Origin of the sequence: Acholeplasma oculi, assembly GCF_900166985.1 — a bacterium.
In the GTDB taxonomy this organism is placed as follows: domain Bacteria; phylum Bacillota_I; class Bacilli_A; order Acholeplasmatales; family Acholeplasmataceae; genus Acholeplasma; species Acholeplasma oculi.
Genome location: NZ_FUZK01000003.1, coordinates 65,819 through 83,655 on the forward strand (window position 1 = coordinate 65,819; position 17,837 = coordinate 83,655).

The 17,837-nt window shown below is 32.2% G+C and carries 17 protein-coding genes; 6 read left to right on the top strand and 11 right to left on the bottom strand.

The genetic code is table 11. From position 1 onward, the window contains the following. Nucleotides 1-38 precede the first annotated feature (38 nt). On the top strand, nucleotides 39-458 hold the full coding sequence (locus B5X49_RS06160) for an Hsp20/alpha crystallin family protein (RefSeq protein WP_079560754.1): 420 nt from the start codon (nucleotides 39-41) through the stop codon (nucleotides 456-458). A 53-nt stretch (nucleotides 459-511) separates the two neighbouring features. Here the strand turns inward: B5X49_RS06160 and zwf are convergent, their stop codons facing one another. The 5 genes from zwf to B5X49_RS06185 all read right to left on the bottom strand — a co-directional run bounded on the left by zwf (nucleotide 512) and on the right by B5X49_RS06185 (nucleotide 6,163). Further along, nucleotides 512-1,855, bottom strand: coding sequence for a glucose-6-phosphate dehydrogenase (gene zwf, locus B5X49_RS06165; protein WP_045749120.1), 1,344 nt, complete (start codon nucleotides 1,853-1,855; stop codon nucleotides 512-514). Then, entirely contained in the window at nucleotides 1,852-2,751 is a 900-nt protein-coding gene (gene gnd, locus B5X49_RS06170) for a phosphogluconate dehydrogenase (NAD(+)-dependent, decarboxylating) (protein ID WP_045749119.1), read from the bottom strand. Before gnd ends, zwf begins: the two co-directional genes overlap by 4 nt. Nucleotides 2,752-2,820: 69 nt before the next feature. After that, nucleotides 2,821-4,146, bottom strand: coding sequence for a magnesium transporter (locus tag B5X49_RS06175; protein WP_045749118.1), 1,326 nt, complete (start codon nucleotides 4,144-4,146; stop codon nucleotides 2,821-2,823). Further along, nucleotides 4,139-5,467, bottom strand: coding sequence for a magnesium transporter (gene mgtE / locus B5X49_RS06180; protein ID WP_045749117.1), 1,329 nt, complete (start codon nucleotides 5,465-5,467; stop codon nucleotides 4,139-4,141). The genes B5X49_RS06175 and mgtE overlap by 8 nt, the downstream gene beginning before the upstream one ends. A gap of 36 nt (nucleotides 5,468-5,503) precedes the next feature. After that, on the bottom strand, nucleotides 5,504-6,163 hold the full coding sequence (locus B5X49_RS06185; RefSeq protein ID WP_045749116.1) for a metal-dependent transcriptional regulator: 660 nt from the start codon (nucleotides 6,161-6,163) through the stop codon (nucleotides 5,504-5,506). Nucleotides 6,164-6,368: 205 nt separating this feature from the next. On the opposite strand from B5X49_RS06185, the gene B5X49_RS06190 reads away from it, so the two are divergent. From B5X49_RS06190 to B5X49_RS06210, 5 genes are read left to right on the top strand one after another with little or no spacing between them, the layout of a single operon-like run. Next, nucleotides 6,369-7,319: an RnfABCDGE type electron transport complex subunit D gene (locus B5X49_RS06190; RefSeq protein ID WP_045749115.1), complete on the top strand. Its 951-nt coding sequence runs from the start codon at nucleotides 6,369-6,371 to the stop codon at nucleotides 7,317-7,319. Continuing rightward, a complete protein-coding gene (locus B5X49_RS06195; RefSeq protein ID WP_052669934.1) occupies nucleotides 7,316-9,781 on the top strand; it encodes an FMN-binding protein in 2,466 nt (821 codons plus the stop codon). The genes B5X49_RS06190 and B5X49_RS06195 overlap by 4 nt, the downstream gene beginning before the upstream one ends. Before the next feature lie 2 nt (nucleotides 9,782-9,783). Next, complete coding sequence (locus B5X49_RS06200) at nucleotides 9,784-10,434, top strand: Rnf-Nqr domain containing protein (RefSeq protein WP_079560757.1); 651 nt, start codon at nucleotides 9,784-9,786, stop codon at nucleotides 10,432-10,434. 13 nt (nucleotides 10,435-10,447) lie between these two features. After that, complete coding sequence (locus B5X49_RS06205; RefSeq protein ID WP_045749114.1) at nucleotides 10,448-11,029, top strand: Rnf-Nqr domain containing protein; 582 nt, start codon at nucleotides 10,448-10,450, stop codon at nucleotides 11,027-11,029. A gap of 11 nt (nucleotides 11,030-11,040) precedes the next feature. Further along, nucleotides 11,041-12,117, top strand: a complete 1,077-nt coding sequence (locus B5X49_RS06210) for an NADH:ubiquinone reductase (Na(+)-transporting) subunit F (protein ID WP_045749113.1) — start codon at nucleotides 11,041-11,043, stop codon at nucleotides 12,115-12,117. Nucleotides 12,118-12,182: 65 nt separating this feature from the next. Here the strand turns inward: B5X49_RS06210 and B5X49_RS06215 are convergent, their stop codons facing one another. From B5X49_RS06215 to B5X49_RS06240, 6 genes are all read right to left on the bottom strand, one after another. Further along, a complete protein-coding gene (locus tag B5X49_RS06215; RefSeq protein ID WP_045749112.1) occupies nucleotides 12,183-12,833 on the bottom strand; it encodes a V-type ATP synthase subunit D in 651 nt (216 codons plus the stop codon). Between the two features lie 3 nt (nucleotides 12,834-12,836). Then, nucleotides 12,837-14,216 (bottom strand): V-type ATP synthase subunit B, encoded by a 1,380-nt coding sequence (locus tag B5X49_RS06220; RefSeq protein ID WP_045749111.1) that lies wholly within the window; start codon nucleotides 14,214-14,216, stop codon nucleotides 12,837-12,839. Between the two features lie 3 nt (nucleotides 14,217-14,219). Beyond that, the gene (locus tag B5X49_RS06225) at nucleotides 14,220-15,923 is read right to left on the bottom strand and encodes a V-type ATP synthase subunit A (protein ID WP_045749998.1); all 1,704 of its coding nucleotides are present in this window, start codon (nucleotides 15,921-15,923) and stop codon (nucleotides 14,220-14,222) included. A 69-nt stretch (nucleotides 15,924-15,992) separates the two neighbouring features. Further along, the gene (locus tag B5X49_RS06230; RefSeq protein WP_045749110.1) at nucleotides 15,993-16,298 is read right to left on the bottom strand and encodes a V-type ATP synthase subunit F; all 306 of its coding nucleotides are present in this window, start codon (nucleotides 16,296-16,298) and stop codon (nucleotides 15,993-15,995) included. After that, a complete protein-coding gene (locus B5X49_RS06235) occupies nucleotides 16,295-17,227 on the bottom strand; it encodes a V-type ATPase subunit (RefSeq protein ID WP_045749109.1) in 933 nt (310 codons plus the stop codon). The genes B5X49_RS06230 and B5X49_RS06235 overlap by 4 nt, the downstream gene beginning before the upstream one ends. Before the next feature lie 2 nt (nucleotides 17,228-17,229). Further along, nucleotides 17,230-17,835, bottom strand: coding sequence for a hypothetical protein (locus B5X49_RS06240; RefSeq protein ID WP_045749108.1), 606 nt, complete (start codon nucleotides 17,833-17,835; stop codon nucleotides 17,230-17,232). Nucleotides 17,836-17,837 lie beyond the last annotated feature (2 nt).

Consider the following 17,837-nt stretch of genomic DNA (forward strand, 5'->3'; position numbering starts at 1 on the left):
TAAGTGTCCTAAAAAAGGATAGAAATAAAAAGGGAGTGATGTTTATGTTCGGTCTTGCTAAAAGACAAAAGGACTTCTTTGATGAATTCTTTGAGGATTTCACGTCGTTTCCTAAACTTCAATCATCTTCATTCATGAAGACAGATATCAAAGAACTTGACCATGGTTATGAATTGATGATTGAAATGCCTGGATTCGACAAAGAGGATATTAAGGTGTCTGTTGATCAAGGTTACTTGGTTGTTGAGGCTACTCATCAATCTGAGAAAGAAACAGAAAGTGATAAAAACACTTATATCAAACAAGAAAGATATTACGGATCTATGAAGCGCAGCTATTATATCGGTGATATCAATTTAGATAATGTTAAAGGTTCCTTTGATAAAGGCATTCTAACCCTTAATATTCCAAAAAATACTCCAAAAGTCCCTGAAAAGAAATACTTAGAAATCAAATAAGAGGTCCAAAAGAAAAGAGTTCTACAAAATAGAACTCTTTTTTTGATATCTTTTTAATTGATTTTTTCCATTAATTCATGTTCAGATTCATAGACAAATAAACTATGTGGGCACTTCTTGATTTCATCAATAAAATGCCAACTTGCTTCTATTTCGTCCCAACGAGTAAATAAAGTTCTAGAACCCTCAACAATATCTAAAAGTAATTTTTCATATGCTTCAGGAATATTACCTTCTACCGATGGAGTTGTTGTGAAGTTTAAATGAACAACTTCTAAGTTGTCTTTTAATCCAGGCATTTTAGAGTTAATTGATAAATCAACAGCTCCTTTAGGATTAATTAGAATTCTAAGCTTATTAGAGTGTAGTGGTAAATTCCACTTTTCTTGCTCACTTGTTTTATGATATGAAATCTCAACATAGGATTCTTTTTGGCTTAATTTTTTACCCGTTAATATTTCAAATGGTACACCTCTAAACCTAGGTGTATTCACAAAGACTCTAAAATACACAAATGTTTCAGTCTTAGAATCTTTAGGTATATTTAACTCTTCTAAATAACCTTTATATTGTCCAAATAATACAGACTTTTTATCTATATTTAAACTTCTTATGACCTTGACTTTTTCATCCTTAATGTAGTCTGATTCATAAAGGTTCGGTGGGTCCATTGCAACTAAAGAAAGTATTTGAAGTAAGTGTGATTGAACCATATCTTTTAGTGCACCGGATGTATCATAATAACCTGCACGATTTAAGATCCCTTCTTCTTCTTTAACAAATATTTTTACACTTTCAATCGATTTAGAATCCCAAGTATCTTCAAAAATTCTATTAGCAAATCTTAAAGTCATTAGATTTTGAATCATTTCTTTACCAAGATAGTGATCAATTCTGTAAATTTGTTTCTCATCAAAATAATTCCATAACATTTGATTAACCTTTACAGCAGATTCAAGATTATGTCCAAATGGCTTTTCAAATACTAAAACTTGGTTTGTATTATTAAATTCAATCAATTTAGATTCACTGATATTTTTGGCAACATCTGCTAAAATTTCAGGGCCTATCGCTAAGTAATAAATATGTTTTGAATGCTCATTAGATATTGACCTAATGTATGTATTTAATTTTTGATAGTCGGTTAAATCTGTGATTTGCATCTTGAAATATTCAACAAACTTAGATAAATGCGGAAGATCTAAAGATTTAGATGTCAGTTTTTGCATCTCGTTTAGATAGGTTTCTGTATCGTAATCTCTACGGCCTAAACAAATCACCTTAACATTTTGAGTGATTGTTTTTTGTTTGTAGAGTTTAGCTAATGCTGGTAACAATTTTCTTGCAGTTAAATCACCTGTTGAACCAAAAATTGTTACAATTAAATCATTTTTCATTTTTTCTTATACACACTATGCCCACCAAATTCATTGCGCATAGCTGCAACCACCTTTTCACTAAATTTATGTTCATCTCTTGATTTATAACGAGTAAATAACGATTGAGCTATTACAGGAATAGCAACACCAAAGTCAAGTGCTTCTTGAACCATCCACTTACCTTCTCCGCTATCATCAATTCTACCTAATATACTATCTAGTTTAGCTTCTTTTTTAAATGCATTTCCAATATATCCAACCAGTGCCGATTCAATAATTGAACCATGATTCCAAACCTTAGATAAGACATCATAATCCACCTCAAATGGAGATTTTTCGATTAACTCAAAACCTTCTCCAATTGCTTGCATCATGCCATATTCAATGCCGTTGTGAACCATTTTAATAAAATGACCACTACCAGGAGAACCCATATAACCATAACCATTTTCTTGTGAAACATCCTTAAAAATTGGTTCTAAATAATCATAAGTATCCTTAGTTCCACCAACCATTAAACATGCACCATATCGTGCACCTTCTGTACCGCCTGATGTTCCAACATCGACAAAATCAATATCGATTTCTTTTAGTTTTTCATAACGTTCGAGTGATTTTTTATAATTTGAGTTTCCAGCATCGACAATAATATCTCGTTCTTTTAAATGTGGAATCACTTGGTCAATGACTTGATCTACTAAGTTATTTGGAATTAATAACCATACAATTAATCGATCATTATTCTTTCGAACCAAGAACTTTTCGAGTTCATCAAAGGTTTCAATACCTTCTTTTCTTAAAACATCTCTTGCAGTATCATTTAGGTCAAACCCTAGTACTTCATGTTTTTTATCTCTTAAGTTAAGTGCTAAGTTAGCACCCATCTTACCTAAACCAATCAAATGAATTCTCATACTAAAAACTCCTTTATCAAACTTTATGTTATTTTATCATATTTTGAAGATTAATTCTCATAACTTGGATTATATTGAGGTTAGAATAATTGTAGCAAGTAAGAAATAGATACCTAATGCGGTAAAGTCATTAATTGTTGAAATCAGTGGTCCACTTGCTGCTTTTTCATCCATCTTTAGTTTCTTAAGTATGATTGGTACTAAAACACCTGCAAGACTTGAGATAAACATAGATACAAATAGCGATAATCCAACGGTTAATGCTAATTTATCGATATCTTGATAAGCATTTGGCATTACAAATAAGAATAAAAAGACGATAAGTACACCAAATACTGAAGATAATAACCCGTTGATTAAACCAATTCCTAACTCTTTAAATAAATGTTTTTTACTTAATTTTTCATCACTTTGCATCTTAATAATTGTTACTGCAATACTTTGAGTTCCAATATTTCCAGCCATAGCAAGGATCATGGGTTGGAACAAAATAATTGCTACATTGGCTTCCAATACAGGTTTGAAAATCACTAGGAAACTTGCAATAATTACATTGAGTATTGCACAAACAACCAACCATGGTAAACGAACCATTGAACGCTTAAGAGGTGAGTCTTCTGTTTGAACATCATGAATTTTAACTAAATCTTGAATCGTTTCAATATGTATTTCTTCCATGATGGTTAATGCATCTTCCGCTAGGATAATTCCCATGACTTCTTTTTGCTTATCAAGTACTGGAAGAATAGATATGTCATAGTCTCTGATTTTTTTAATTGCCAGTTCATAGGGGTCATCTGCCATAACGAAAGGATATTTTTCATCATAAAGATTAATAAGCTGCTGATTTGCTCTTGCAGAAATCAATTCTTGAAGAGTCATAGCTCCAATGAATTGACCCAGTTCATTTTGAAAGAAAATAACATCAATTTCATCTTTTTCTGTTGTTTTACTTGTAACAAATAATGTAGCATCTTTAACAGATGTCTCAACATCAAGTGTGATGAAGTGTGGGGATGAAATAGACCCTGCACTTCCTACTTCATAAGATAGAAGTTCATTTAAATCAGATTTGGTTGTTTCATTAAGTAATGAGATAATCGGTAACTGTTCTTTCACGTCATAAAGCGTGATAAAATCCTTAATATCTTCAGTATCTGAAAATCTTAGTAAAGACTTTTTTTGTTCGTTATTGAGTGTTTGAAAGAACTCCTTTTTAACATTATCATTTAGTTCTACAAATACTTTAGTAAATGCTTTAACGCCCATGACTAGATAAATTTTTTCTCTGAAAAATTCATTTTTTTCAAAGATATCTGCAATATCGGATTCATGTAGTTTTTCAAGTTCCATCTTGAGTTTACTAGGAGATAACAATAAATTGATTTTATACATGTACAAGACCTCCTAAAATAAGTGTTGCAAGTCCAAAATAGATTAAAATACTAAAGATATCAATGAGTGTTGTTATAAAAGGACCAGATGCGACTGCAGGGTCTTTCTTTATAGATTTAATAAATACAGGAATCATAAAGCCTATGACGGGTGAAATAATAATTGTAAGTGTCAAGGATAATCCTATCACTAATCCCATTAATAAAGGACTTTCAAATGATAATGCTGATGCAAATATATATGTTGCAACAAATCCAAGTATACCCATTGCAAGACCTGAGATGAGTCCTGTAATGATTTCTTTTATACCATTTTTATAACTCGCACCTTCTTTATTAGTAAAACTGATTAAAGTTACAGCAAGTGTTTGACTCGCAACATTTCCGCCTGTATCTAAAATAAGTGGTTGAAATAATGCCAGTATAACCACGGTTGATAAGATTTCTTCAAAATTTGAAGTAAGAAATGCTAAAGGTATACTTAAAAATAACAAGAAGATCAACCATGGTAGTCTATGTATTGCACTTTTTAATACATTTTCTTCAATATCAGTATCGGGTAACATCGTTAGTTTTTCGAAGTCTTCTAAGGCTTCATCTTTAAAAATATCTAAGATGTCATCGGTGGTAATAGCACCTAAAAGTGTGTTTTCATCATTAACGATTGCGATATCATAACCACCATAGTGCTTCATATGTTTAACTAAATCATCAACTTTATCATGATCTTTGAAGGTCGGCTCAATCTCGTAGATATCCTTAATCAATGAAGGATGTTTTGCTCGGATAAGTTTTTTTAGCGGAACTTGTCCTAAATATTTAGAAGACTCATCGATGACAAAAATTGTTTTGATGCTTTCATAGTTTGGTGCCTCTTTAATTAATTTTTTAGTTGCAACCTTAATATCATCTTCAACATGTACAGTGAATACATCACTGTTCATGTATGAACCTGCTTCATTTTCATCATATTTCATTAAAGCAATCAAATCTTCTTTTTCGTCTAATTGTTCAATGAGTTCTGTTTTTTCAACATCCTCTAATTCATTGATAATATCAGCTGCATCATCAGGTTCTAACTCATCAACAACTTCCTTTTGCTCATCAATACTCAGTTCCTTAAAAATTTCAACAGCATCATCTAAATCTAGATAAGATAAAACATCCGCTAATCTTTCAGGCGATAAATTATCTAAAATGAATTTTTGTTCTTCATCATTTAATTCCTCAAACATCTGAACTAAATCATATCCATGTACATCTTCTATTGCTTTTTCTATTTCTTTAACGGATGCTTGTTCATCAATTAATTTTTTTAACATATTGCCACCCCTTTCTTTTAATAAAAAAACATCAAGTTATATCTTGATGTTTCGGCCAAAAATCTTTTTAGCAGATGAAAAAGTTAATATAACTTCTTTTTTATCTGTTTTGATTTTTAAAAATTCATTATACGAATCTTTTTCAATAATATGTAATTTCGCATTTAATCCAATTTTATAATCATCCAACATTTTTAATAAGTAGGCATCATCGGTCGCTCTTTCAACAACAAATGTGTCTCCAACATTAGAATCCATCAACATAAAGTCATTTAATGCAGGTAATTCCCCATCTAAATTAGGAATAGGGTTACCATGACTACATGTTTTAGGTTTTCCTAAAAATGTAAAAAGTTCCTCAACCATTTCTTCACTGGATGCATGTTCTAATCTCTCTGCTTCATCATGTACTCTATACCATGGATAATTTAGATGTTTAGTCAGAAAGACTTCCCATATGCGATGTGCACGAACAAGTTTTACAGCAATATGTGTACCTTTTTTTGTTAGTGAAACACCCTTATACGGAATAAATCGGACGAGTTTTTGATCGTTTAAACGCTTAATCATATCATTGACACTTTGATCGGTATAGCCGAATGCATCTTTGATTTCATTATTTTTAATCATTGGTTTGTTTGCTTCTACCTGTAATTCGTAGATGAGTTTCAAATAGTCTTCTTCCGCTCGATTCAAAATATCCACCGCCCTTTCATAAGTATTGTAACACTAAATTGTTAAAATATGAAATTTTTTTAAGTTTATCTTTAAAATTATTTTAGTATCACTTTTTTCACACTTTGAAAAACATTTTACATTTCTATTTTAATAGGCAAATAGATATAGATTTTATCTATATCATGTTAAAATAGCATTAACGATACATGAAGAGGTATAGAAAATGAATAAAGCACAACAGAACAGAATAATTGTTGCTAGTTCTCTCTTTATTTTGCTGATTGCTGCATCCTTTATCTTTGGAGCAACAGTATTTATAGTGGGATTAGTCGCTATTCTAACATCATTTATAGTAGAAATATTAGCAAGTAAAGCTAGAAAGGAAACTTTTGATTGGACTACCTTTTGGATTACTCCACTGGTAATTACGTTGCTTACAACACCAACAATCATCAATCAAGTTTGGATGATTGCTGTAGCAACTGCATTCGGGGTATTTTTTGCAAAATCAATTTGGGGTGGTCAAGACAAGAATGTATTTAATCCAGCAACTGTCGGATTAATATTTATTGCCTTAGCATTCCCTATTTTTGTGAATTCATTTATGGATCCACTCACCATGATTGCAACTCCAGTAACACCTGCTACAATCTTTAAGAATAATCCGACTGAAATTTATAACACCTTGTCTTTATGGCAATTACTTATGGGCCGTTATGCTGGTGGTATTGGTACAACTTTTAAATTAGGTATCTTAATACTAGGTGGATTATTAATGGTTCTAAGAATTTCTGATTGGAAAATACCTTTTACTTTCCTTGGAACTTATTTTGTATTCTCATTAGTTAATTTTGCATTCAAAGGATTTGGCATGAACTCATTTATTTATGCTACTTATTCTATTTTACTAGGTCATTTATTATTTGCTGTTATGTTTGTTGCAACAGACCCACAAACAGCGCCTTTATATACAAAAGGAAAAATAATCTATGGTGTATTACTCGGTTTTATCACTTGGATCATCCAAAATATATGGATCTTTAATCCACTTGCTCCAAATACTGAAGGTATTATTTATTCTGTAACATTTATGAATGCTGTTGTAGGACTTATTGATGTTTGGACTGTTCCAAAGATTAAGAATGTTCCTCAAATTGAGGAGGTATTAGAATGAAAAAATATCTATCCATGTTATTTTTCGTTGTTATTCTTGGTACAGTAGCAACTGGTATCTTAATGGGTGCAGATTATGTTACAAAAGATGCAATTGCGAAAAACGCTGAATTCTCTTGGAAATCCGCAGTATTAACCCACCATGAGATTCCTCATACAACAGTTGATTTTAGTGAAGTATTTGATGCTAATTTTGAAGTATTAGATGCAGTAGATGCTGAAACTGAAACAACACTTTATCTTTATAAAAACATTGAAACAAATAACGTATCATTTAGATTTAATGGTTATGGCTTATGGGATGTCATTGAAGGTGTTCTTACATTAGGTGATGACTTTAATACAATAATCAATGTTACTGTTACCAAGCAAGCAGAAACTCCAGGGCTTGGAGGAATTGTTGCTGAAGAACAATACTTAAAAAACTATATCGGTAAAAAATTTGATGAGACATTAGGGATTGTTGCTGTAAAAGTTCCACCAACTCAAGATTATGAGGTGGATGCAATCACAGGTGCTACTGGTACATCAAACGCATTTGTTGGTTTATTATCTGCAAACTATAGAAAATTTCTAAGATTATTTGGTGATGTGAATCCCGATGCTGCTTGGATGAAGGCAATGTTAAACCATAATGATACCGAATTTACAAACGATGATTTTGAAGCTGTGTTTAGTTCTTCATTTAGTTCAAACGTTATTGGAGAATTAAGATTATTTACACACTTGGTAACAGGTAATAAGAGTTATCAATTCCAAACAGGTGGTATGAATGGTCCAATCGGAGCAGTCATTACATTAGATCCTGATTTTGAAGTGATTGTTGGACTTACTGTTATTAGCCAAGCTGAAGGTTGGGGTGCTGTCATTCAAACTGACCCTTCCATTTTAGAAGCATTTATTGGTAAGTCATTTGACCCAAATATTGTGATTGTAGAATCTCCTACAAACAATAATGAAGTACTTGATGGATTTGGTGGAGCAACTACAACAAAAACATCATTTGCTACAGGTTTAAATTCTTCATATCAAGCATACTATGATGCATTTGTTCTAGGTTTTGACCCATCAATGGTTTGGAAACAAGCACTATTAACCAATAATGGTGTAGTGTCTAACGAAACAAACTATGATGCACTCATGAATTCAACATTTACTATCACTACAGAAAATGATTTAACATTATATACAAACAATTCAAATTCTAATGTATCTTTCTTATTTGAAGCAACTGGTCTTAATGGAGCAATCCGTGGTGTTGTCACTTTAGATGATGATTTCCAAACAATTGTTAAAATATCTGTTTATGAACAATCAGAAACATGGGGTGCAGTGATTCAAACAAATGCTACATTCTTCGATAGCTATATCGGTAAGAAATTTAGTCCAAACATCGTTGTTGTTGCAAACCCAACAGCAGAGAATGAAGTTGTTGATGGTTTTGGTGGTGCAACAACCACTAAGAATGGTTTATTAACAGCACTTAATCAAACATATAGTAATTTCTATACTACTTTTGTTACAGGTGTTGATCCAACGATGGTATGGAAACAAGCTTTATTATCCAATAATGGTGTTGAATCTACTGAATTAAACTTCGATGAACTAATGACTTCAACATTTACAGTTACCACCGATGGTGACTTAACATTATATACCAACAATACAAATCAAAATGTTTCATATCTATTCTTTGCAGACGGACTATTTGGACCAATTAGAGGTGTTATCACTTTAGATGATGATTTCCAAACAATCGTTAAAATCTCAGTCTTTGAACAATCTGAAAAATGGGGTAAAACCATTCAAACAGATCCAACATTCTTTGATGCATATGTTGGAAAGAAATTTAATCCAAATATTGTTGTTGTGTCTGACCCAGTATTAGACAATGAAATACTAGATGGTTATGGTTCTGCAACGACGACTAAACTACAATTAACAACAGCACTTAATACGATTTACGTTAGTTATTATGATGCATTTTATGTAGACCCTACAAAATCCTATAAACAAGCACTTCTTGCAAATAATGGTGTAACATCAACAGATGAAGATTACAATGACTTAATGACTGCTACTTTTGACGTTGAAGTCGTTGGTGAACTTACATTATATACAAACAAAACAACATTAAATGTTTCTTATCTATTTTTCGCTGATGGATTATTCGGACCGATTAAAGGTGTTGTCACATTAGATGATGACTTCCAAACAATCGTTAAAATCTCAGTCTTTGAACAATCTGAAAAATGGGGTAAAACCATTCAAACCAATGCAGCATTCTTTGATGGTTATATTGGTAAGAAATTTAATCCAAATATCGTTTTAGTATCAGAACCAGTTTTAGAAAATGAAGTTTTAGATGGATATGCTTCTGCAACGACAACTAAACTTCAAGTCACAACAAGTTTAAATTCAACATATCAAGCATATTACAATGCATTTAAGGACGGTGAATAAGTATGAATCAAAATAAAATTGAAAAACCAAGTGCATGGTTAAGATTACAATATAAAAAATGGTTCCTTATTCTAAAGAATGGAATATCTGAAGAAAATCCTATTGTTGTTACCGTTCTTGGAATTTGTTCTGCACTTGCAGTAACCAATCGAGTTGAAAATGCAATCTTTATGGGTATTGGTGTTACATTCGTTATTATGGCATCCTCAATGCTTGTATCGATGCTTAGAAATCTCATACCACCTAAAGTTCGTATGGTAGCATATATGGTTATTATTTCTGTCTTCACAATTGTCGTACAAATGATTTTACAAGCATATGTACCTTCAGTTGCAGCAAACCTTGGAGCATATACTTCATTAATTATTACAAACTGTATTGTTATGGGTAGAGCTGAGGCGTTTGCAATCAAGAATCCAGTTAAATATACCATCATTGATGGTCTTGCAAATGGATTAGGTTATACGCTTGTATTAGTTGCTATTGCTTCAATCCGTGAACCTTTAGCATTTGGTACATTCTTAGGTTACAGAGCGCCATTTATGGAAGGCTGGATTAACTGGAATGTTATGACACTTGCACCTGGAGGATTCTTTGTCCTCACATTATTTGCGTGGTTAATGAGAACATTAACTAAGAAATATGAAGAATAGGAGAATATAAATTATGGAACTTATTGAATTATTCTTAGCATCTATATTATCTAACAACATCGCATTAATCTTCATATTAGGTATGTGTTCATTAATTGCAGTTTCAACATCCATTAAAAATGCTGTAAACATGGGGGTTGCTGTAACAGTTGTAACAACCATTACAGCAATTATTAACTGGCCTATCTATGAATTACTTAAAGCAACTGGTACAACACAGTTATCACTTCTAGTTTTCATTATCGTTATTGCAGCTTTCGTTCAATTCTTAGAAATGTTTTTAGCAAAATTCGCTCCAAAAATATATGATGCATTTGGTATCTTCTTACCACTGATTACTGTAAACTGTATTGTTTTAGCGGTATCCTTATTCTTCCAAACTAGAAATTATGATTTTGCTCAAACATTCGTATTCTCATTTGGTTCAGGTATTGGTTGGATGCTAGCAATCGTATTACTTGCTGGTGTTAGACAAAAAATGTACCGTGTATCCAATATTCCAAGAGGCTTAAGAGGAAGAGCAATCGCATTTCTTATCTTAGGTATATTAGCACTTGCCTTTATCGGATTTACCGGTATTGGTAGTGTATCGTAAGGAGATAAATAATGAATCCAATATATACACCTATAATTATTATTAGCGTATTAGTTGTTGTTACTTTAGTTGTTATCTTAATTGACAGATTCCTAGGGGGTGGTGGTGAAAGAAAAATCACTATCAACAAGGATAATGTTGTAACAATTAGTGGAACTGAAACAGCACTCAATGCCTTAACAAACAACAAAATATTCTTACCATCTTCTTGTGGTGGTAAAGCTACATGTGGTACATGTAAATTTAGATTAGTAGATTGGCATGAACCTCCTAAACCAACAGAACTTCCTTTCTTATCTAAAGCAGAAATTGAAGAGGGTGTTAGACTTTCTTGTCAAGTAAAGGTTGAATCTGATATATCTATTGAAGTCCCACCATCCGTATTAAATGTTAAACCATTCTTTGGAAAAGTTATTGAAGTCGAACAATTAACTCATGATATTCGTCGTGTACGATTTGAAATGAAAGAAGATTTCCCATTTAAACCTGGTCAATATCTTCAAATTGAAGTTCCTGGTATTGAAACTTCTCGTGCTTATTCTATTGCATCTGATTCTAAAGATTTACGTCATCCAGAAGTTATTATACGTCTTGTTCCAGGAGGCGTTGCAACAAAATTCATCCACAAAGCTTTAATGATTGGTGATACCATCAAAATTACAGGTGCATTTGGTGATTTCTTCCTTCAAGAAGAATCCAAACGCCCAGTCATCATGATTGCTGGTGGTTCAGGTATGGCTCCAATTCGTTCCATTATTTATAAATTGATGGATCAAAACATGCCTCGTAAAGCAACCTATTTCTTTGGTGCTAGAACTAAAAAGGATTTATACTACACAGACTACTTCTTAGATATCGCTAAAATGTATCCAAACTTTAAATACATTCCTGCATTATCTACACCACTTCCTGAAGATGAATGGGAACTGGATGAAGGTTTAATTACGGATGTTGTTAGACGTCATACAGAAGATTTAAGTGGTCATGAAGCATACCTTTGTGGCTCACCTGGTATGATTGATGCATGTATTAAAGTCTTAAAAGAAAAAGGTATGCCAGAAGAGCATATTCATTTCGATAAATTCTAATCATCAAACCTCACCTTAAAGTGAGGTTTTTTTTATGAAAAAAAAGAACATCCATTAAGGATATTCTAGTCTTTTAAGGATTCATTTGCTTGTTGTTTTTTAAGAATTAAATCTTTAGATTTCATAATACGTATCGTATTACTGAGTTCTGCTTCATTGATCTTCATCTTAACCACTTTAATATTTGCCAGTATTTCAGGAATTAATATGTGCTCAATCGCATTCACACGTCGTTTAGCTTTTTCTATTTCTTTAATCAGGATTCTAACCTTCTTATCCATAGCAGCAAGTTCAACAAGTGCACTTAAGTTTTTAGATAATATCATGACAATATCATCAATCAGTGGATGTGTACCATGAAATGCATAGGTAAGTTTAGGTTCTACTGCCTCTTTAATCTTTATCTTAGGAACAATGACACTCATCACTGATTCTTTTTCATAAGCAAGTTCGAGTGTTGTTGCAGGAATTAAGAATTTTTCTTTAAGTTCTGCTTCATAATGATACGTTTTTGCATCATCAAAATAGCTTAAAGCTTTTAACCACTTATATTCAACTTGTTTTCTAAGTTCTTTATAGGATTCAATTTGAAGTAGGAATTGACGCATCATTTCATCTTGTTTATCTTTTAATAAACGATGACCCTTTCTAGTTGTTGCTAGTTGGTTTTTAAGACGCGTTAGCTCCATTCTAGTCGCATTGACTATTGTTTGCATAACTTAATCCTCTTTTTTATAGTAAAGATCTAAATGTTGTGTAGAAATTCTCTTTAATTCACTTCTAGGTAGTATTCTTAATAAATCCCAACCTAAGTTTAATGTTTCTTCAATGGTTCGGTTAGATTCAAATCCTTGAGAAATATATTCTTTTTCAAAACGATCTGCAAATCTTGCATAAAGTTTATCAATGTCAGATAATGCGGACTCTCCAAGAACTGTTGCAAGTTCTTTAGATTCCTTACCACGTGCATAACTTGCAAATAATTGGTTTAATGTATCTGCATGGTCACTTCTTGTTTTTCCTTTACCAATACCTTTATCTTTTAATCTAGATAATGAAGGTAAGACATCAACAGGCGGTTGTAACCCTTTTTGATGTAATTGACGAGATAAGATAACTTGACCTTCTGTAATATAACCCGTTAAGTCAGGAATCGGATGGGTTTTGTCATCTTCTGGCATTGTGAGAATTGGAAGCTGGGTAATCGATCCTTTTTTACCCTTAACACGACCTGCACGCTCATAAAGACTCGCTAAGTCTGTATACATGTAACCTGGATATCCACGTCGACCAGGAACTTCTTTTCTAGCAGCTGAAACCTCTCTTAAGGATTCTGCATAGTTTGTAATATCAGTCATAATGATCAATACATGCATGTCTAGTTCATATGCTAAATATTCTGCAGCAGTAATTGCCATACGAGGGGTTGCAATACGTTCAATTGCAGGGTCATTTGCTAAATTGACAAACATAACTGTTCTGTCAATTGCACCTGACTTTTTAAATTCTTCTATAAAGAAATTTGATTCTTCAAATGTAATACCAATAGCAGCAAATACAACAGCAAACGCATCATCTTTACCTAAAACTTTTGCATTTCTTGCAATCATTGCTGCTAATTTGTTATGTGGTAAACCAGACCCTGAAAAGATTGGTAATTTTTGACCACGTACTAAGGTATTAAGTCCATCAATGGAGGATACACCTGTTTGTATAAATTCAGATGGGTAATCTCTTGCAACTGGATTTAATGGTATACCATTAATATCTAATTTTTTCTCAGGAATGATTTTCCCTAACTTATCTTTAGGTTCACCCATACCACTAAAGATACGACCTAAAATAAGAGGTGAAACATCAAGTTCTAATCCATGACCTAAGAAGACTGCTTTAGCATCTTCAATCTTTAAACCTTGAGAAGATTCAAATAATTGGACTAAAGCTTTATCTTGATCAATTTCTAAAACTCGACCATATCGGATTTCACCGTTTGCAAGTTTGATTTTTACAAGTTCATCATATGTGACATCTTTAGTTTTTGTAACAAGCATCAAAGGTCCAACGACATCTTTAATGGTTTTATATTCTCTTATCGCCATCGTTTACTCCTTTGTAAGCATACTGAACTCGGTTTCCATATCTTCAATAATTGAAGCTGTTTCCTTATCAATATCTTTTTCTTCTACATATTTAAAACGTCCAATACGTTCTCTTACGGATAAATTTTCTATATTCTTATAAGATTTACCATCGGTAATGGCTTCATTACCTAATTCATTAAACTTAAGTATTAAACTTAATAATTTAAATTGTTTTTGTAATGATGCATATGTATCTACTGGATGGAATGCATTTTGGTGTAGATAATCTTCACGAATCATTTGAGCAGTTAAAAGTTTAAGACGGTCTGTTGCACCAAGTGCATCTAAACCTACTAATCTTACAATTTCTTGTAAGGATGATTCTTCTTGTAATAAACTCATGACAAATTGAACATGATGACTCCAATTTTTATCTACATTTGAGTTAAAGTATTCACTCATTTGATCATCATATAATGAATAACTCTTTAGCCAATCAATTGCTGGGAAGTGTCTCTTATATGCTAAAGATGCAGATAATCCCCAGAAAACTTTAACAATACGAAGTGTTGCTTGTGAGACAGGTTCGGATGTATCTCCACCTGGAGGTGAAACAGCTCCAATTGCAGTAATTGCACCTATTCTTTCATCACTTCCTAAACACTCTACCATACCTGCACGTTCATAAAATTCTGCAATTCTAGAACCTAGGTATGCAGGGTATCCTTCTTCACCAGGCATTTCTTCTAATCTGGATGACATTTCTCTTAATGCTTCTGCCCATCTGGATGTAGAGTCCGCCATAATTGCTACTTTATATCCCATATCACGGTAATATTCAGCAATCGTAATCCCCGTATAAATACTTGCTTCACGTGCTGCAACTGGCATATTGGATGTGTTTGCAATTAAAACTGTACGTTTCATTAAAGATTGTCCAGTTCTTGGGTCTTTTAATTCAGGAAATTCCATTAATACATCGGTCATTTCATTTCCACGTTCACCACAACCTATATAAACAATAATATCTGCATCCGCCCATTTTGCAAGTTGATGCTGAACAACTGTTTTTCCACTTCCAAAAGGTCCAGGGATTGCAGCTATTCCGCCTATTGCGATAGGGAATAATGTATCAATGACTCTTTGTCCAGTGACCATTGGTTTGGTTGGTGCTAATTTAGCTTGATAAGGTCTTTTCTTACGAACAGGCCATGTTTGTAACATTTTAAGTTCAAGTGTTTCATCAAGATATCCTAACTTACAAACTACTTGATCAATCGTAAAATTACCTGATTCAATAAAGGTAACTTTACCTTTTTTGTTCGGTGGTACCATGATTTTATGAAGTACAGTTTCAGATTCTTCTACTGTACCAATAATATCACCTGCAGAAACAAAATCGCCAACACTAACAGTTGCTTTAAATTCCCATATCTTATTTCTATCGAGTTTAGGCACATCAACACCTAATGGTATTCCTTGTCCATAAGCTTCATAAATTTTATCCAGTGGTCTTTCAATACCATCAAAAATACCACTGATTAAGCCAGGTCCTAATTCAACGGATAGAGGTTCATTTGTAAAAAATACAGGTTCCCCAGGTCCAATACCTGCTGTTTCTTCATAGACTTGAATAGATGCTAGGTCACCTCTAAGTTCAAGTACTTCACCAATCAAATGTCGATTGGATACACGTACAACGTCATAAACTTGAACAGATTCCATGTTCTTAGCAACAATTAATGGTCCTGATACTTTAGTTATAATTCCATGTTTTTCCAATGTGGTGCCCCCTTATATGATTGATATCCCGATGGATTTTTCAATCATCTTCTTAATTTCTAATAATGTATCCTCACTCTTGATACCGGTAGGTAATTTAAGAAATATCGGATATAATGATTCTTCATATTTATCTAAAATAGATTGGACAAAATCTTCATTGAATGCATCATAAATGATAATTTTTGCCCCTTCTTTAATCCCATTTTTTATAAATTCATTTACAACTTCAACAGAGTTATCAGTGAAAACATCAATACCAACAGATCTTAATATCATAAACGAATCATTTGTTGAACAAGCAATAATTTCACTCATGATAATTTCTCCTTCAGTTTATAGTAAATTTCTTTTAAGTTCTCAATTTCTAATCTCTTTAAACGTGTAAAGTGAATAACTGGTGCAAAATTGAAACCTTGAAATGATAAATCCTCCATAAAACTATCCATTGATTGCATGAACTTATAGGATACATGAGACAAATATCGATCATGTTGTTGATTTTTAACTGCTTCAGTAACATCTTGATCAAAGTAAATAGATAGATTTTTAGATATTTCATCAAAAGATTTAGAAAACCAAGATACTAAGATGTGTTTTTCAATGGTTCCATCAATTAAGACATTCTTCTCAAAATAAGTAATATCCTTTTTGTATAGTTTTGTTCTTAATAATAATAAGACATTGTCTATATCAGTTTCTAAACTTACAAGTCTTTTTATAAAGACGTCTGTATTTTTGTTGAATTGACGAACAATATCAAGGTGTAGTTTATAAATAATGTAGTCACTGAGTTCTTTACCATCTAAATCCATAAGTTCTAACTTTAATTCATCTAGGTATGCTTTTAAATCTAAATCGATTGTCGCACCATCACCATGTATTAAATAATTTTCAACAGCTTCTTCATTAAAATTGGATAATCCATGAACAGTATTCTGATATTTAAATCCGAGTAATACAGATTTAAATAAATTGGATAAGAATAAATGATCAAATGAACGATATAGAACTTTAAAAATAAGATGATCTTTGTCAATTAAGCCTAATAAGAACTGCTTATGTTTAAGTTCTTCCTGTAAAATGATCATTTCAAAATCATTTTGCTCACCTAATCCATACTGGTAATTATTAAGCAATCTTAAAAAATCACTCTTCGTTCCTTGACTAAATGCATTGAACTCATTTCTCTTGAGTAATCGATCATATCTTGCTTGAATATATCCACCAATAAATTCGATATCCATAATTAATTTAAATCCTCATAAATTTTCTTCTCATAAGTTTGCGATAATTTCTCTAAAGTCTCTTCATAAGAAAAGTTTAAATCATAATCTTTTCCTTCTAGCATAAACCCAGAAGGAATTGGTGCAGGTACATTTGAAAGTTTAAGTTCATACCCTTCACCCAATGCTTTATTCAGTAAATCAGCTTCTACTAATTTACCAGATTTTGAACTTAGAATTTTAGCATATTTACTATATTCATGTTTAGAAACGAATATCGTTTCATTACGTTCAATGGTTTCTTTTTTAATTGCTTTTACAACATAATTAAATAAATCTTTTCCATCAAGTGAGTTTAAAAACAACTTGATTTCATTAAAGATATTCTCAATTAATTTTTGTTTAGCAAGTGCAACTTCATCTCTGATTGCACGTTCGCTATCTAATTTTTTACGGTCGACTTGATTAGTAAGTTTTAGACTTTCTTTTAAGAAATTTTGTTCTAAGTCTTTTTTAGCTTCATCAATTAATCTTTGATAAAGTAAGTTTGCATCTTCATTTGCTTTGCTTAGAATGCCTTCAACGATCAATTCACCTTTTTTAAGTATTTTTTCCTCTAATTTAGACATAT

Bases quoted from the DNA above. Each gene is read 5' to 3' on its own strand.
- B5X49_RS06160 (WP_079560754.1), top strand. From the start codon at position 39: ATGTTTATGTTCGGTCTTGCTAAAAGACAAAAGGACTTCTTTGATGAA.
- zwf (WP_045749120.1), bottom strand. From the start codon at position 1,855: ATGAAAAATGATTTAATTGTAACAATTTTTGGTTCAACAGGTGATTTA.
- gnd (WP_045749119.1), bottom strand. From the start codon at position 2,751: ATGAGAATTCATTTGATTGGTTTAGGTAAGATGGGTGCTAACTTAGCA.
- B5X49_RS06175 (WP_045749118.1), bottom strand. From the start codon at position 4,146: ATGTATAAAATCAATTTATTGTTATCTCCTAGTAAACTCAAGATGGAA.
- mgtE (WP_045749117.1), bottom strand. From the start codon at position 5,467: ATGTTAAAAAAATTAATTGATGAACAAGCATCCGTTAAAGAAATAGAA.
- B5X49_RS06190 (WP_045749115.1), top strand. From the start codon at position 6,369: ATGAATAAAGCACAACAGAACAGAATAATTGTTGCTAGTTCTCTCTTT.
- B5X49_RS06195 (WP_052669934.1), top strand. From the start codon at position 7,316: ATGAAAAAATATCTATCCATGTTATTTTTCGTTGTTATTCTTGGTACA.
- B5X49_RS06200 (WP_079560757.1), top strand. From the start codon at position 9,784: ATGAATCAAAATAAAATTGAAAAACCAAGTGCATGGTTAAGATTACAA.
- B5X49_RS06205 (WP_045749114.1), top strand. From the start codon at position 10,448: ATGGAACTTATTGAATTATTCTTAGCATCTATATTATCTAACAACATC.
- B5X49_RS06210 (WP_045749113.1), top strand. From the start codon at position 11,041: ATGAATCCAATATATACACCTATAATTATTATTAGCGTATTAGTTGTT.
- B5X49_RS06215 (WP_045749112.1), bottom strand. From the start codon at position 12,833: ATGCAAACAATAGTCAATGCGACTAGAATGGAGCTAACGCGTCTTAAA.
- B5X49_RS06220 (WP_045749111.1), bottom strand. From the start codon at position 14,216: ATGGCGATAAGAGAATATAAAACCATTAAAGATGTCGTTGGACCTTTG.
- B5X49_RS06225 (WP_045749998.1), bottom strand. From the start codon at position 15,923: ATGGAATCTGTTCAAGTTTATGACGTTGTACGTGTATCCAATCGACAT.
- B5X49_RS06230 (WP_045749110.1), bottom strand. From the start codon at position 16,298: ATGAGTGAAATTATTGCTTGTTCAACAAATGATTCGTTTATGATATTA.
- B5X49_RS06235 (WP_045749109.1), bottom strand. From the start codon at position 17,227: ATGGATATCGAATTTATTGGTGGATATATTCAAGCAAGATATGATCGA.
- B5X49_RS06240 (WP_045749108.1), bottom strand. From the start codon at position 17,835: ATGTCTAAATTAGAGGAAAAAATACTTAAAAAAGGTGAATTGATCGTT.